Raw genomic sequence first — 14065 nt, forward strand, 5'->3', positions numbered from 1 at the left:
TCCTCGGCGTTTTCCGACCGTCGCCAGGCCGCCCTGGCCCGCCCACGAAACCCGTTCCGGTAGCCACTGCCCGCCGGTCTGCCCTCGGTCCGCAGCCCGGGAACGGCCGGGCGCACACCTGGAACACGTCCCCACGGGGGAACAGCGTTGTTAGGCTTGGCCGCACCACCAGACTGCCCCTCCCGCGCAGAGTTTCGGGCGAATGTATCCAGCCGGCCGACGCGGCTGGTTCAGGACGAATGATCCGACTGGAATCCATACCTGAACGGTGCCTGCATTCGCAGTTCATCCGGAGTGCCAGCGTCTCGACTTCCGATTGGAGCTGGAACGTGCGTACCTCATCATCAACCACAAACGGAGCGGCAGGATCTGAATCGGACGCGGCCGACACCGGCGACTACCGGGTTGCCGATCTGTCGCTCGCGGACGCAGGTCGCCGGGAGATCCAACTCGCCGAGCATGAGATGCCGGGCCTGATGGAGCTACGCGCCGAGCACTCCCGGACCAAGCCGCTGGCCGGTGCACGTATCACCGGCTCCCTACACATGACGGTGCAGGCGGCGGTCTTGATCGAGACACTGGTGGCGTTGGGTGCCCAGGTGCGGTGGGCGTCGGCGAACGTGCTGTCGACCCAGGATCACGCGGCTGCGGCACTGGTCGTGGGGCCCCATGGCACGCCGAAGGCACCCTCGGGTGTGCCGGTCTTCGCCTGGAAGGATGAGTCCCCGGAGGAGTACTGGTGGTGCTTGGAGCGCGCGCTCTCCTTCCCCGACGGCGGCCCGAACATGCTCGTTGACGACGGCGGCGAGGCGACGCTCGTGGTGCACAAGGGGGCCGAGTTCGAAGCGAGGGGGGCGGCGACACCCGGGTATCGTGCAGATTCCGCAGACCGAAAGGCGCTCTTCGAGTTACTGGACCGTTCACTCGCCGCCGATGACGCAAGATGGACGAAAATAGCAGAGGGAATCCACGGCGTAACGGAACAGACGACAATTTCTGCAGACTATTTGCGAGACCTGCACCAGAACGATGATCTATTGTTTCCAGCAATCGATGTCAGCAACTCAATCACCATGGGCATCATGGACCGGGTGTACGGCACCAGACATTCCCTACTCGACGGTATAAATCGGGCAACCGATACGCTGATCGGCGGAAAGACAGCGGTGGTCCTCGGGTACGGCGATGTGGGCAAGGGGAGCGCGCAGGCGCTACGGGGACAGGGCGCGCGGGTCGTTGTGGTGGAGGTAGACCCAATCTGCGCACTCCAGGCGACGATGGACGGAATCCAGGTGTCCACCCTCGACAATGTTGTCGACAAGGCCGACATCTTCGTTACCGCGACCGGCAACCGCAACGTCATCACCGTTGACCATCTGGCCCGGATGAAGCACCAGGCGATCGTGGGAAACATCGGTGACTTCGACTTCGAGATTGATGTGGCCGGTCTCTCGAAGCGGAAAGACGTCCAGCGAGTCCCCATCAAGCCCCAGGTGGACCTGTGGCGCTTTGACGACGGACACGCCATCATCTTGTTGTCGGATGGCCGCCTGCTGAACCTCGGCAACGCCACCGGACACCCCAGCTTCGTGATGTCGGTCGCCTTCGTCAGCCAGGTGCTCGCCCAGATCGAGCTCTTCACCAAGACCAACCGCTACCCGCTGGGCGTGCACCGACTGCCCAAGGTGCTCGACGAGCAGGCAGCCCACCTGCACCTCGACCCGCTCGGTGCCGAACTGAGTACGCTGACCAGCGCTCAGGCTGAGTATCTCGGCATAGACCCGGACGGGCCGTTCAAGCCGGAGCACTACCGGTACTGACGAGGTCCGGCGCCACAGCGGGCAGGGGCATTGCGTGCGCTACTGCTGCTCGGCGCGGCGGGCCAGCAGGGCCCCGGCAAGGTCGTGGCCGGAACGCCAGGCGGTCTGGGCGCGGGGGGCACCGAAGGCGTCACCGGCCAGCCCGATCCCCTCCGCGTCCAGGTAGTAGGTACCCGCCGCTGCCACGGTCGGCCTCGCGTACGTCCACCGGTGCACATACCGCTCCTCGGCCGACACCGGCAACGCGAGCAGGTCCCGAACGGCCGCCTCGATGGCGGAGGCGGCAACGGCGGGCTGCCCCAGGTGCGCGGCGGCGAATTCCGGGGTGGTGTGCGCGACGAGAACCGGTGCTGCGTCGCCCCGGCGGTCGCCATCATCACAGACCAGTGCGAGTACCGGATGGTCGTTGATGAAGGCGCCACGTAGTCCGCTCCAACAACGCTCTGGAAACCGCAGCATCGCGGCGAGCGAGGGCGACCAGCCCTGGGCTCGTGTGGCCCGGGTCGCGGCGGTCAGGGCCGGGTCCAGCAGCGGCGCCGCCTGCGGGCCGGGCATGGCCAGCACCACCGCCGCGCAGGGCTGCCCATCCACGGTCGGACCGGGTCCGACGCTGCGCACCGGATGGCCAAAGCTCACCGGCAGGTCCTGTGCGAGCTGCTCTACCAGCGAGCGCAGCCCGCGGGGCGCGGCCCAGCGCATGGGCCCCACCACGTCCCGCCGGCCTTCGCCGCCATACGCGAGGAAGGTGTCGGTCCACTCGCGGGCCAGGCCCGCCGCCCGCCACTGCCGCAGCACCGCGGCGAAGCCCGGGTCGCTGACCGTCAGGTACGCGGCGCCCAGGTCCACCGGACGCCCTGCGAAACGCCGGCTGGCCATCCGTCCGCCGGCCACCTGCCCACGTTCGCGAAGCTGCACCGGTACGCCCGCCCGGGCCAGTTCACGGGCGCAAGCCACCCCGGCCAGACCCGCGCCGACCACCATCACGCCTACCGCTTCCTCGGGCACCGGTTGAGCCTACTGGTCGCCGGCGCGCCGCCACCCCGGATTCGGCCTCGCCGGGGCCCAGGTACGGGTTACCCCTTCGGCGAACGGGGAACGTGGATGGTTGCGGAAGGAGGAGACTCATGACCACACCTTCGAGTCCGACCTCAGCCTGGCGTCCCGGACTACCGGGCGGCGACACCATCCCCTCCGGCCCGGCGGGTCATCCCTCGCCTCCCAGCGGCGACGGCCACGGGCCGGGGATGGGGCCGCCGACGGTGACTATCGGCTCATACCCGGACTACCGCACCGCCCAGCGGGTCGTTGATCACCTGGCGGACAACCGATTCCCGGTGGAGCACTCCGCCATCGTCGGCACCGACCTCACCCTGGTGGAGACGGTCCTCGGTCGGCTGAGCACCGGGCGGGCGGGGCTGCTCGGCGCCGGTACCGGCGCGTGGTTCGGTCTCTTCATCGGGTTGCTGTTCGGCATCTTCACCGCGGGAAACTGGCTCGCGGTGGTCCTCGCCGGTCTGGTCATCGGAGCGATCTGGGGCGCGGTGTTCGGGGCGGTGGCACATGCGATGACCGGCGGTCGCCGCGACTTCACCTCGGCCAGTTCACTCCGCGCCAACCAGTACGCGGTCATCGTGGATCAGCAGTATGCCGAGCAGGCCCGGCAACTGCTGAGCCGGCTCCACCTGCAGGCACCGCAGCGACAACAGGACTAGCTTCACCGTCCGGGCACGCGGCTGCTGACCGGGCGGAGGGGCTGCGTGAACGGTGGACCGATACCGTGCACCCCCGGCCGCACACGGCGGCCGGGGGTGCACGGTGTCCACGTCAGGACAGCGCGAATATGCCCGCGACGCCCAAGAGCACCAGCACCAATACCGCTACCAGCGCCCCCCGCTCCCCCTCGGCCGCCGATGGGCGGTGTTCGGTTCCGCGGTTCCTCGTCTCACCGGGCATAAACTGGTCTCCTCGATGCTCGGGGTGATTCCCGTCCTGCTGCCGGCCGGTCGGGATGCAGGTCCGAATCAGGTGGACACGCCCGTTGCCGCGAGGGCTGTTGCGCTCCGCCGCTGGACGCACCGAGGAATGAGTTACCCCGCTGGGCAGGAGATAACCCACCGCGCCGCCTACTCGGGCCCCGCAAGCGGAAGGCCAGGGCGCGGGCCGAGCGGGCGGCGGACGTGGTGGCCGGGCCGCAGCGCCCGGCCAGCACAGGATCACATCAGCGGGGTTCCCGCCACATCGGCCAGAACGGCGTGCCGTCGGGCAACCGGAACGGTTCACGTACCTGATAGCCGTGCCTGGCGTAGAGCGCGACGCCCAACTCGCTGGACGCCTCCAGGTATCCGGGCATCCGGTTGGCGTCCAGCCACTCGTGGTGGTGCCGTAACAGCGCGGTGCCCACTCCCCGACCCTGTAGGTCCGGCTGCACGGCGAGGAAGGCGAGGTGGTGGTGGTCGGGTTGCGGATGGTTCGCGGCGAAGAGCTCATCGAGATGGACGAAGCGATCCGTCCACTCGCCGCACGCCGCGGCAAGCCGGACATCATAGTCCGGTGGCGGTGGCGCCGGATCCGCCTCGATCGAGGGGAACCAGACCGCCACCCCGGACAGATCGGTGGTGCCAAAGACCAGGCCGTGCCGCATCGCATGGTCAACCAGGATCTCGAACTGTTCGGCGAGCACCGCCTCCCGTTTCCTTTCATCGGGCACCAGCCAGCGCGGCGCGTCGAGCACCAGGAACGCCGCGGCGATCCGCTCCGCGACCAGCCGCGCCCGCTCCGGCCCGAGACGCTCGACACCGATGCCGGTCACCGCCGGGTCTCCGCCCGCTCCGGTGCCGCTGGCAGTGAGCCGGGCATCTCCGGCGGGACCGTGGCGACGCTCTCCGCGCCGAGCCCGATCCGGGCGTAGATGCCCGGACGGCGTGACCGCAGCACCAGCCCCCAGACCACGCCCAGCAGCGCGGCTACCAGGTACGCGATCGGGATTCCCCAGCGCAGGGTGTGGTCGGCCGGGACGCCGAGCAGGTCGGCGAAGTTGAGCACCGCCAGGGTGAAGACACCCAGCAACGCCACCGCGGCGACCCCGGGTGCCACTGCTCGCCGCCACAGCGACTCCTCCCGGCCGTTGTGGGCGAAGTAGGCGATCACCGCGACCGACGTGGTGGCGATCAGCAGCAGCACCCCGAACGAGCCGCTGGTGCCGCACCAGAAGAAGAGCTGGACGATCGGGTCCCATCCGTTGACCGCGTACAGCAGGATCACGGCCAGGCCGAGAGTGCTCTGGGCAAGGGAGGCCGCGCGGGGGGCGCCGCTGCTCGGCGAGGTCCGCCCGAAGGCCGCCGGCAGCACCCGCTCCCGACCGAGGGCGAACGCGTACCGGGCCGTGGTGTTGTGGAAGGAGATCATCGCAGCCACCACCGATGTCAGGAACAGCACCTGGCCGACGGTCACTACGGTGTCGCCGAGGTGCTCGGCGGCCAGGTTGAAGATCAGCCCGACACTCTGCTCGCCGGCCTGCGCGGAGATCTGGTCCGGGCCGACCGCGACGGTCATGCTCCACGACGACAGCGCGTAGAGGCCCGCGATGATCGCGATAGACAGGTAGGTAGCCACCTTCACCGTCCGACGGGGGTCCTTGCTCTCCTCGCTGAACACCACCGCTGCCTCGAACCCGACGAAACCGAGGATCGCCAGCACCAGCACCGCGCCGAGGCCGGGGACGAAGAGGTTCTCCGGTGCGAAGGCGGCGAAGCTGACCTCGCCACCGGCGGGGTTGCCCAACTGGGCGAGATCGAACACCAGGACCACTGCAATCTCGGCGAGCAGCAGCACCGCAAGGACCTTGCCGTTGATGTCGATCCGAAGCAGCCCCAGCACGGCGACGACCGCCCAGGCACTGAGGGCCACCACCCACCACTGCACGCCGACGCCGAAGAGCCGGTCCAGGACCGGTTCGGCGGCGGCGCCGATGGTGCCGTACAACCCGACCTGCAGGGCGTTGTACGCGAGCAGCGCCACCCAGGCGGCGCCGACACCGGCCGGCCGACCCAACCCGCGGGAGATGTACGAGTAGAGGGCGCCGGCGTTGGCCAGCCGGCGGGCCATCGTTACGTAGCCAACGGAGAAGAGGGCCAGCAGTGCGGCGACAATGAGGAAGGCCAGCGGGATGCCGAGCACGCCGATGACGCCGTAGCCGGTGGTCACCACACCCGCCACCACGGTCAGCGGCGCGGCTGCGGACAGGACGAAGAAGACCACCGATGGAACGCCGAGCCGGCCACGGGCCAGCGCCTCAGAGACGTTGCTCGGCTTTTCTGTGGTTGCTGTCGAGGGCATTGAGCACTCCGGTTGAAGGACACGAGGGATGTTGTGTCGCGATCACGAGGAACCGCGCAGCACCGCCGCCCCGACCGCGGCCTCAGTCTGCGTCGCCAGTTCCTTCAGCGGCGGGGGCAGCGAGGCGACGAGGTCGGTGAACCGGTGCTCGGCTCGGGGCCCGATGCTCCACAGCACCTCCCGGCTCAGGCCGGCCGCGCCGACCAGCCCGAGTAGCGCCGCGTCAGCGAGGGTCGGTGGGGGGTCCGACCGCTCCAGCAGTACCCGCAGGCGAGTCGCCGGCCAGGCTGCCGCGTTCGGGTCCACCGGGACATAGCTGACCTTGCTGCGCAGCAGCCGCCGGCTCTCCTGACGACGCAGCACGCCCGCCCGGGACAGCCGCTCCCCCACCGAGGTGGCGGCGCTCTGACCGAGGAAGCTGAGCCAGATACGCACCGACCGGTGTTGTGCCTCGCCAACCAGCTGGTCGAGCACAGTATGGGCGAGTGCATCGGCAGGCGGCCGGGTATTGACCACCGAAACGTCGCCACCGACTACAGTGATGTGTCCGTCTAGGATGAGCTCGCTGAGGAGGCAGCCAGCGAGCCCGAGACCCGTGGCAGACGAGTGCAGCTTCGCCTTGCCCCGGGTGTCGCCGTGGGCGATCAGGAAGAATTCGTCGGCGACCAGCAACCCGGCCCTCCCACCTATCTCGTCCACAGTGATCGCAACTGGGCAAGGATGCATTGCACTGCGGTGAACTGCAACTCCCAACCAAGAGGGTTGCAGTCCGTATCCGGGCGACCTGGGGATCTTGTCGTGACAGACTCGGAGGGTGACCGCAAGCCCGACCGTACGCCGCCGCCGTATCGCCCGTGAACTCCGCCAGCTCCGCGAGCGCGCCACCATGACCCTCGATGTCGCCGCGCGCCAGCTGGACATGTCCAAGAGCAACCTGTCCCGGATCGAGAATGCCCAGATTGGAATCAAGCCGCGTGACGTCCGCGCCGCCCTCGCCCTCTATCAGGTGACCGGCGCCGACGCCGAGGCACTGATCGAGATCGCCCGCAGCGCCCAGCAGCGCGGCTGGTGGCAGAGCTACAGCGACGTCCTGCCGGAGTGGTTCGAGTTCTACGTCGGCTTGGAGGCAGAGGCCGCCGCGCTGCACACCTACGAGGGCGAGGCCGTACCCGGTCTCCTCCAGACGGAGGCGTACGCGCGAGAGGTCTTCCGGCGCACCGCCGGTGAGGACGGTCTGGAGCGAAAGGTCGCCGCGCGCCTACGCCGCCAGGAGGTGTTGCACCGCGACAACCCGGTGCAGCTATCGGTCGTTCTCAACGAGGCGGTGCTCTGCCGGCCAGTCGGCGGGAACGCGGTGATGGCCGACCAGCTGGCACACATCGCGACGACCGCACAGTTACCGAACGTCACGGTGCAGGTACTACCCTTCTCGGCCGGCGGGCACCCCGCCATGAGCGCGCCCTACGTCATCCTGGCCTTCGCCGACTCGGCCGACGCAGCCGTGGTCTACCTGGAAAATCTCACGACAGGCCTGGCGCTGGAGGGGGCGGAACACGTTGCTGGGTATAGCCTTGTACACGAGGAGCTGCGCCGTCTGGCGCTCGATCCAGCAGCGTCCCAGGCACATCTTTTGGCAGCTTCTCGTAACTTTCCGTAACGTCGGCGAGGCACGCCGACATTGACGAGAGGTACGCGATGACGGCGCTCTACCGGACTGAGTGGCGCACCAGCAGCCGCAGCGTGGGCAACGGCAACTGCATCGAGGTGTCCACATCGACTGACCAGGTCGCGGTCCGGGACAGCAAGGACCGTCGCGGCCCGGTACTCGCCTTCCCCACACCGGCCTGGCGCGCCTTCGTCTCCGGCATCGACGGGGTACGCGGCGACTGACCCACTGCCGGTGGGACACTCCTGCCGTGCACTCCGACGCCCCCTTTGACCTGCCGGTCCGGCCGGTGGTGCCCGCGGTGCTGGCGGCGCTACACGCCACCGGCACCGCGGTGCTCGTAGCGCCGCCGGGCAGCGGCAAGACCACCCTGCTCCCGCTCGCTGTGGCTGAGGAGGTGACCAGCCGGGTCCTGGTAGCGCAGCCCCGCCGGATGGCCGCCCGCGCCGCCGCCCGCCGGATGGCCGCGCTGCTCGGCGAGCGGGTGGGCGAACGGGTCGGGTACGCGGTGCGGGGCGACCGCCGCGTCGGACCACGCACCCGGGTCGAGGTGGTGACGACCGGACTGCTGGTCCGCCGGCTGCACCGGGACCCGGAGCTGGCCGGCAGCAGCGCCGTCCTGCTCGACGAAATCCACGAACGGCAGCTCGACGCCGACCTGGCGCTCGCATTCACGGTGGAGGCGCGGGCCGCGCTCCGCCCGGAGCTGTGGCTACTCGGCATGTCGGCCACCCCCGACTCGGATCGGGTCGCCGCCTTGCTCGGTGGTGACGCGCCCGCGCCGGTGGTACGGGCATCGGCGGCGGCGCACCCAGTGACCCGGATCTGGGCACCGCCGCCCCGCCCGGTCCTTCCCGCCGGCAGCGGCCGAGTGGACCCGGTGCTACTCGACCATGTCGCGGCCACCATCCGTCGGGCCCTACGCGAGCACGACGGCGATGTATTGGTCTTCCTTCCCGGCACCGGAGAGATCTCCGCCATCAGCGCCCGACTGGCCGGCCTATCCGCCGAGATCGCGGTCCTGCCGTTGCACGGCCGGCAGCGCCCAGCGGAGCAGGACGCCGTGTTGCGGGCCCAACCGTTGCGGCCCGGCATCTCCGACACCCCACCCCGCGCCGGCTCCGACCGTCACCGCCGGCGGGTGGTGCTGGCGACATCGGTCGCGGAGAGCAGCCTGACGGTGCCGGGGGTGCGGGTCGTCGTTGACTCGGGGCTGGCCCGCGTCGCCCGCACGGACCTCGCCCGCGGACTGGGCGGGTTGGTCACCGTCCCGGTGTCCCGGGCCGCCGCCACCCAGCGGGCCGGACGGGCCGGTCGAGAGGGCCCCGGGCAGGTGTACCGCTGCTGGTCGGCAGCGCACCACGAGCGACTCGCCGCACAGCCGGAGCCAGAGATCGCCACCGCCGACCTCACCCGGTTCGCGCTGGACATCGCGGCCTGGGGCACGCCGGACGGACGCGGCCTCGCGCTGCCGGATCCACCGCCGCCGGCCGCGCTCGCCGTGGCCCAGGAGTCCCTCGTCGCGCTCGGCGCGCTCGACGCCGATGGGCGGATCACCAGCCGCGGCCGGGCGATCGCCGCGGTCGGCACGCACCCCAGGCTGGGCCGCGCCCTGATCGACGGCGCCGCCCACCTCGGCCCGGACCGCGCGGCCGAGGTCGTCGCGATCCTCGCCGAGGAGGGGGTCGCCGGCCCCGGGGACGACCTCACCGCCGCGCTGCGACGGCTTCGCTCCGGAACGGACGCCACCGCCACCAACCGCTGGCGAGCCGAGGCACGCCGGCTGCGTACCGCGCTGCCCCCGGGCCCCGGGCCGACGACGCCGGAGCCCCGCCTCTCCGACGACCTGGCCGCGGGGCTGGTCATCGGCCTGGCGTACCCGGAACGACTAGCCCGAATCCGACGGCCGGGCGAACCCACGTACCTGATGAGCGGTGGGACCGCCGCGACGCTCGGGCCCGGGTCGGCGTTGACCGATTCGGTGTGGCTGGCGGTCGCGATCGCCGACCGCACACCGGGCGCGCCGGCTGCCCGAATCCGACTGGCGGCTCCGATAGATGAGTCGACCGCCCGAGCCGCCGGCGGTTCGCTGCTGACCACGGCGCGCGAGGTGGCCTGGTCCGGGACGGATGTGGTGGCTCGGGAGGTGGTCCGACTCGGCTCCCTCGACCTCGTTGAACGCCCGCTCGTCGCGCCACACCGGGACGAGCTGCGCAACGCGCTCGTGGATGGCCTGCGCCGTACCGGGCTGGGACTGCTGACCTGGTCCCCGGCGGCTCGGGCGTTCCGCGAGCGGTTGGCGTTCTGCCACACCGCCCTCGGCGACGAGTGGCCCGAGGTGAGCGACGAGGCGCTGCTGGCCGCGGCGCCGCACTGGCTCGCGCCGGAGCTGGCCGGGGCACGTCGGCGGGCCGACCTGGCCCAGATTGATGTGCTCTCCGCACTGCGCCGCCTGCTGCCCTGGCCAGCCGCGGCCCAGCTGGACGAACTCGCCCCGGAGCGGCTCACGGTGCCCAGCGGCTCCCGAATCCGGGTTGACTACACGGATCCGACCACACCGGTGTTGGCGGTCCGGCTCCAGGAGGCATTCGGCTGGCTGGAGGTGCCCCGAATCGCTGCTGGTCGGGTGCCCGTCCTGCTGCGGCTCCTCTCCCCCGCCGGACGTCCCGCCGCGGTCACCGGGGACCTGGCGTCTTTCTGGCGGTCCGGCTACCCACAGGTTCGGGCGGAGCTGCGCGGACGCTATCCACGGCACTCCTGGCCGGTGGATCCGACCACCGCCGAACCGACTCGGCGGGCCAATCCGCGCCGTCGCTGAGGCTCACTCCGTCACCAGGTCGGCGACGACCGCGGTGACGTTGTCCGGGCCGCCGGCGTGCAGCGCCAGCTCGATCAACTTTCGAGCGCACTCGGTCCGGTCGGGGTATTCGGCGAGCACCTCGGTAAGCCTCTCCGGGCGGACCACGTTTGACAGCCCATCGCTGCACAGCAACCAACGATCGCCGGCCCAGGGGATCATCGTCGCGTAGGCCGGGGAGACCTCCTCGCCCTGCAACGCCTGGGTCACGACCGCCCGCCGAGGGTGGCTACTCGCCTCGTCCGGGGTGATAACCCCCTGGTCGACGAGGAGTTGCACGAACGTGTCGTCCCGGGTGATCTGTTTGAGCACGCCCTCGCGGAACAGGTACGCCCGGGAGTCACCGACGTGAGCCAGCGCGAGGCAGCTGCCCGTTCGGGCAAGGAGCAGGGCGGTCAGCGTGGTACCCATGCCCTGGCGCTCCGGCTCCTCACTGACGGCCTGCCGAATGTGTGCCGTCCCCGCCGCAATGGCCCGCTGCAAGGCAGCTACCAGCTCATCTTCCGGGGTCGCCAGGTCGATTGGCGCAATCGACCTGATCGCCATCGAGCTGGCAAGATCACCGGCAGCCATCCCACCCATGCCGTCGGCGACGGCAACGAGCCAGTTACCTGAGTACAGGGCGTCCTGGTTCCCACTCCGGATCAGCCCACGGTCGCTCATGCCGAACGAACGTAGCTTCAAGGTCATGGAAGGCAGCCTGCCAGGCGGAGGGGCCGTTGTCTCAAGGAGGCACCCGACCCGGCGTGGCGCGGCGAATCTCACCGTGCCGAGCCGCACGATCATCCAGGCTGGCTCCGCGACACCACTCATCCGGCTCACTCGGCGTGCGCTGCCACCGGATCGGTGCGGCCGTCGCCGCCGACCCACACGGTCTTGGTGTTACAAAACTCGCGCATCCCCACCGCGGCCAGCTCGCGGCCATACCCGGAGTTCTTCACTCCACCGAACGGCAACTCCGGAAAGGACGTGGTCATACCGTTGACGAAGACGTTGCCCGCCTCCAGGTCGAGGACGAACCGCTCCTGCTCCGCCGGGTCCCGGGTCCAGGCGTTCGCACCGAGCCCGAACGCGGTGCCGTTGGCCACCTCGATCGCCTCGTCGTACGACGACACTCGATACAGCCCGGCGACTGGCCCGAAAACCTCCTCGGCCCACATCCGCATCCGCGGGGTGAGATCGGCGACGACCGTAGGCGGGTAGTACCAGCCCTCCCCCGCCGGCAGCTCGCCCCCGCAGCGGAGGGTCGCACCCTGGTCAACAGCGTCGAGGACCTGGGCGGCGACCTCGGCACGGCTCCCTTCGCTGACGAGTGGACCCACGTCGGTACCCTCCGCCATCGGGTCACCCACGCGCAGTGTGGACATCCGCGCGGCGAACCGCTCCGCGAAGGCATCGAACACGTCGGTGTGCACGATGAAGCGCTTCGCGGCGATGCAGGACTGGCCGTTGTTTCGGCACCGGGCAGCGGCCGCCACCTCGGCGGCCCGATCCAGGTCGGCGGAGGGCATCACCACGAACGGGTCGCTGCCGCCGAGTTCCAACACAGTCTTCTTCAACTCACGACCGGCGATCTGGGCGATGGCGCGTCCAGTACGCTCGCTGCCGGTCACCGTTGCGGCGCGAACCCGTGGATCACGGAGAATGGCCTCCACCGCATCGGAGCCGACCAGCAGGGTGCTGAACGCCCCCGGCGGAAAGCCGGCCCGGCGGAAGAGGTCCGCCAGGTAGAGAGCGGTCTGGGGGACGTTCGAGGCGTGCTTGAGGAGGCCGGTGTTGCCGGCCATCAGCGCCGGCGCGGCGAAACGGAGCACCTGCCAGAGCGGAAAGTTCCAGGGCATCACCGCAAGCACCGGCCCGAGCGGCTGGTACCGGACGAAGGCCCGAGCGGCACCGACGCCGGCCGCGTCGGCGGGCTCGTCGGCGAGGAACACCGGTGCCTTCGTCACATAGAAGCGGCAGGCGTTGACGCAGACGGTCACCTCGTCCCGGGCAGCGGCGTAGGTCTTGCCCATCTCCGTTGTCACCAGTCGGGCCACGTCGTCGCGCTCGGCCTCCAGGAGGGCGGCGGCCATGTTGAGCCAGTCACCGCGCTCCTCGACCGTCGTGTCCCGCAGTTGCCGGCACGCGTGGGAACTCCGGCTGATCGCCGCCTCCACCTGCTCGGACGAGATCGGCGCAAACGTCCTCAGCGTCTGGCCGGTGGCCGGGTTGGTGGTGGCGATGGGCATCGCGAACTCCTGTCACTCGAACAGCGAATGCCGGGTGCCCGGCTCCTCCCGACGGCGAGCGGCCCGTCGCCGCTGGATGATCACCAGGTCAACGACGGCGACCACGGCGAAGAGGGCGCAGAGCACCCCCAGCCAGACCACCCCCGCCCAGAACGCCAGCGCGCCGAAAACCACCATCGTGACCGCACCGAAGCTGGCGAGCACGAGGCGAAGATTAAGCGCGCTGTAGGCGTGACCGACGGTGCCACGGGCACGCCGGGGCTGTGATCTCGTCATCACCTCCGGCTACCCGTCCAGGGCACGCCTAACCAGGAACACATCCGGCCGGGAGCACCTCCCGGCCGGATGTTCCGACTGTTCGGGCTGGGTGTGGTGAGTCGGCTCACCACCCGGGTTAGTCGCGTTACACCGACGCGCCACACGCCGGCCACTCCGGGCATCAGCGAGGAACATGGAGACATGACCAGGACGCCCCCGATGCCCGTGACTGTCTCCGTCGCCCGACGCACCGATCCTGCTCGGACCCAGGAGATGGTGGCGTGGATGCGCGCCGGCACGGCGCTGGCGGAGGCGTTTCCCGGCTTCCTCGGGGCCGGATGGATCCGCAGCGCCCCCGAGTCCGGCGAATGGCACATGCTCTACCGGTTCGCCGACGACGAGACGCTACGTCGCTGGGAGGAGTCACCGCAACGGCACTGGTGGCTGGCCTCGGCGCAGGGCGTCGTCGAGCACACCCAGGTGGAACGCCGGACCGGGGTCGAGGGCTGGTTCTCCCGTCGGGGGCAGACGCTCGAGCCGGTCAGCGCGGAGCCGACCGCTCCACCACCCTCGCCGCCGCGTTGGAAGCAGGCGGTGACGATCTGGTTGGCGTTCTTCCCCCTCAGCCTGACCGCAACCCTGCTGACCGGCCGGTTCATCCCGGATGTCCCGGTGCCAGCTCGCGTACTGATCATGACGTTGACGCTGACACCGCTGATGACGTATGTGGTGTTGCCCCGGATCACCCACGCGCTCGGCTGGTGGTTGCACGGCTGGCCTCCCGCCCGCAGCCCTCGATGAGGACCAATCACGGACGCCGGCCAGGAGCAGCTCGCCCAGGTCACCTGAGGAGCCTGGGGACGCGACGCCTGAGTCGGTGCTCCTCCGCGTGACCACA

Annotated in this window: 13 protein-coding genes; 6 read left to right on the plus strand and 7 right to left on the minus strand. The window is 70.1% G+C overall.

Annotated elements, in window-relative coordinates; all coding sequences use genetic code 11:
- Positions 1-329: 329 nt before the first annotated feature.
- On the plus strand, positions 330-1820 hold the full coding sequence (ahcY, locus tag SALPAC6_RS0109785; RefSeq protein ID WP_018253239.1) for an adenosylhomocysteinase: 1491 nt from the start codon (positions 330-332) through the stop codon (positions 1818-1820).
- Positions 1821-1859: 39 nt separating this feature from the next.
- On the opposite strand, the gene SALPAC6_RS0109790 is transcribed toward ahcY, so the two are convergent.
- On the minus strand, positions 1860-2804 hold the full coding sequence (locus SALPAC6_RS0109790; RefSeq protein ID WP_020493561.1) for an NAD(P)/FAD-dependent oxidoreductase: 945 nt from the start codon (positions 2802-2804) through the stop codon (positions 1860-1862).
- Between the two features lie 260 nt (positions 2805-3064).
- Here SALPAC6_RS0109790 and SALPAC6_RS0109795 point away from each other — a divergent pair, with 260 nt between their 5' ends.
- Positions 3065-3532, plus strand: coding sequence for a general stress protein (locus tag SALPAC6_RS0109795; protein WP_018253241.1), 468 nt, complete (start codon positions 3065-3067; stop codon positions 3530-3532).
- A gap of 506 nt (positions 3533-4038) precedes the next feature.
- Here SALPAC6_RS0109795 and SALPAC6_RS0109805 read toward each other — a convergent pair.
- From SALPAC6_RS0109805 to SALPAC6_RS0109815, 3 genes are read right to left on the minus strand one after another with little or no spacing between them, the layout of a single operon-like run.
- Positions 4039-4629, minus strand: a complete 591-nt coding sequence (locus SALPAC6_RS0109805; RefSeq protein ID WP_018253243.1) for a GNAT family N-acetyltransferase — start codon at positions 4627-4629, stop codon at positions 4039-4041.
- Entirely contained in the window at positions 4626-6155 is a 1530-nt protein-coding gene (locus tag SALPAC6_RS0109810) for an APC family permease (protein ID WP_018253244.1), read from the minus strand. Before SALPAC6_RS0109810 ends, SALPAC6_RS0109805 begins: the two co-directional genes overlap by 4 nt.
- 42 nt (positions 6156-6197) lie before the next feature.
- Positions 6198-6827, minus strand: a complete 630-nt coding sequence (locus SALPAC6_RS0109815) for a GOLPH3/VPS74 family protein (protein WP_018253245.1) — start codon at positions 6825-6827, stop codon at positions 6198-6200.
- Positions 6828-6969: 142 nt separating this feature from the next.
- On the opposite strand from SALPAC6_RS0109815, the gene SALPAC6_RS0109820 reads away from it, so the two are divergent.
- From SALPAC6_RS0109820 to hrpB, 3 genes are read left to right on the plus strand one after another with little or no spacing between them, the layout of a single operon-like run.
- Entirely contained in the window at positions 6970-7812 is an 843-nt protein-coding gene (locus SALPAC6_RS0109820; RefSeq protein ID WP_018253246.1) for a helix-turn-helix domain-containing protein, read from the plus strand.
- Between the two features lie 38 nt (positions 7813-7850).
- A complete protein-coding gene (locus SALPAC6_RS0109825) occupies positions 7851-8045 on the plus strand; it encodes a DUF397 domain-containing protein (RefSeq protein ID WP_018253247.1) in 195 nt (64 codons plus the stop codon).
- Positions 8046-8071: 26 nt separating this feature from the next.
- A complete protein-coding gene (gene hrpB / locus SALPAC6_RS0109830; protein ID WP_018253248.1) occupies positions 8072-10639 on the plus strand; it encodes an ATP-dependent helicase HrpB in 2568 nt (855 codons plus the stop codon).
- 3 nt (positions 10640-10642) lie between these two features.
- On the opposite strand, the gene SALPAC6_RS0109835 is transcribed toward hrpB, so the two are convergent.
- From SALPAC6_RS0109835 to SALPAC6_RS0109845, 3 genes are all read right to left on the minus strand, one after another.
- Complete coding sequence (locus SALPAC6_RS0109835; RefSeq protein WP_026189492.1) at positions 10643-11368, minus strand: PP2C family protein-serine/threonine phosphatase; 726 nt, start codon at positions 11366-11368, stop codon at positions 10643-10645.
- Between the two features lie 128 nt (positions 11369-11496).
- Positions 11497-12909: an NADP-dependent succinic semialdehyde dehydrogenase gene (locus SALPAC6_RS0109840; protein WP_018253250.1), complete on the minus strand. Its 1413-nt coding sequence runs from the start codon at positions 12907-12909 to the stop codon at positions 11497-11499.
- A 12-nt stretch (positions 12910-12921) separates the two neighbouring features.
- Entirely contained in the window at positions 12922-13185 is a 264-nt protein-coding gene (locus SALPAC6_RS0109845; RefSeq protein WP_026189493.1) for a DUF6343 family protein, read from the minus strand.
- Positions 13186-13368: 183 nt separating this feature from the next.
- On the opposite strand from SALPAC6_RS0109845, the gene SALPAC6_RS0109850 reads away from it, so the two are divergent.
- A complete protein-coding gene (locus SALPAC6_RS0109850; RefSeq protein ID WP_026189494.1) occupies positions 13369-13968 on the plus strand; it encodes an antibiotic biosynthesis monooxygenase in 600 nt (199 codons plus the stop codon).
- The last annotated feature ends 97 nt before the right edge of the window (positions 13969-14065 follow it).

The organism is Salinispora mooreana (assembly GCF_000379065.1).
Classification (GTDB): domain Bacteria; phylum Actinomycetota; class Actinomycetes; order Mycobacteriales; family Micromonosporaceae; genus Micromonospora; species Micromonospora mooreana.

Coding starts and splice junctions, on each gene's coding strand:
- SALPAC6_RS0109795 (WP_018253241.1), top strand. CDS start 3,065: ATGGGGCCGCCGACGGTGACTATCGGCTCATACCCGGACTACCGCACC.
- SALPAC6_RS0109810 (WP_018253244.1), bottom strand. CDS start 6,155: ATGCCCTCGACAGCAACCACAGAAAAGCCGAGCAACGTCTCTGAGGCG.
- SALPAC6_RS0109825 (WP_018253247.1), top strand. CDS start 7,851: ATGACGGCGCTCTACCGGACTGAGTGGCGCACCAGCAGCCGCAGCGTG.
- SALPAC6_RS0109835 (WP_026189492.1), bottom strand. CDS start 11,368: ATGACCTTGAAGCTACGTTCGTTCGGCATGAGCGACCGTGGGCTGATC.
- SALPAC6_RS0109840 (WP_018253250.1), bottom strand. CDS start 12,909: ATGCCCATCGCCACCACCAACCCGGCCACCGGCCAGACGCTGAGGACG.
- SALPAC6_RS0109845 (WP_026189493.1), bottom strand. CDS start 13,185: ATGACGAGATCACAGCCCCGGCGTGCCCGTGGCACCGTCGGTCACGCC.
- SALPAC6_RS0109850 (WP_026189494.1), top strand. CDS start 13,369: ATGACCAGGACGCCCCCGATGCCCGTGACTGTCTCCGTCGCCCGACGC.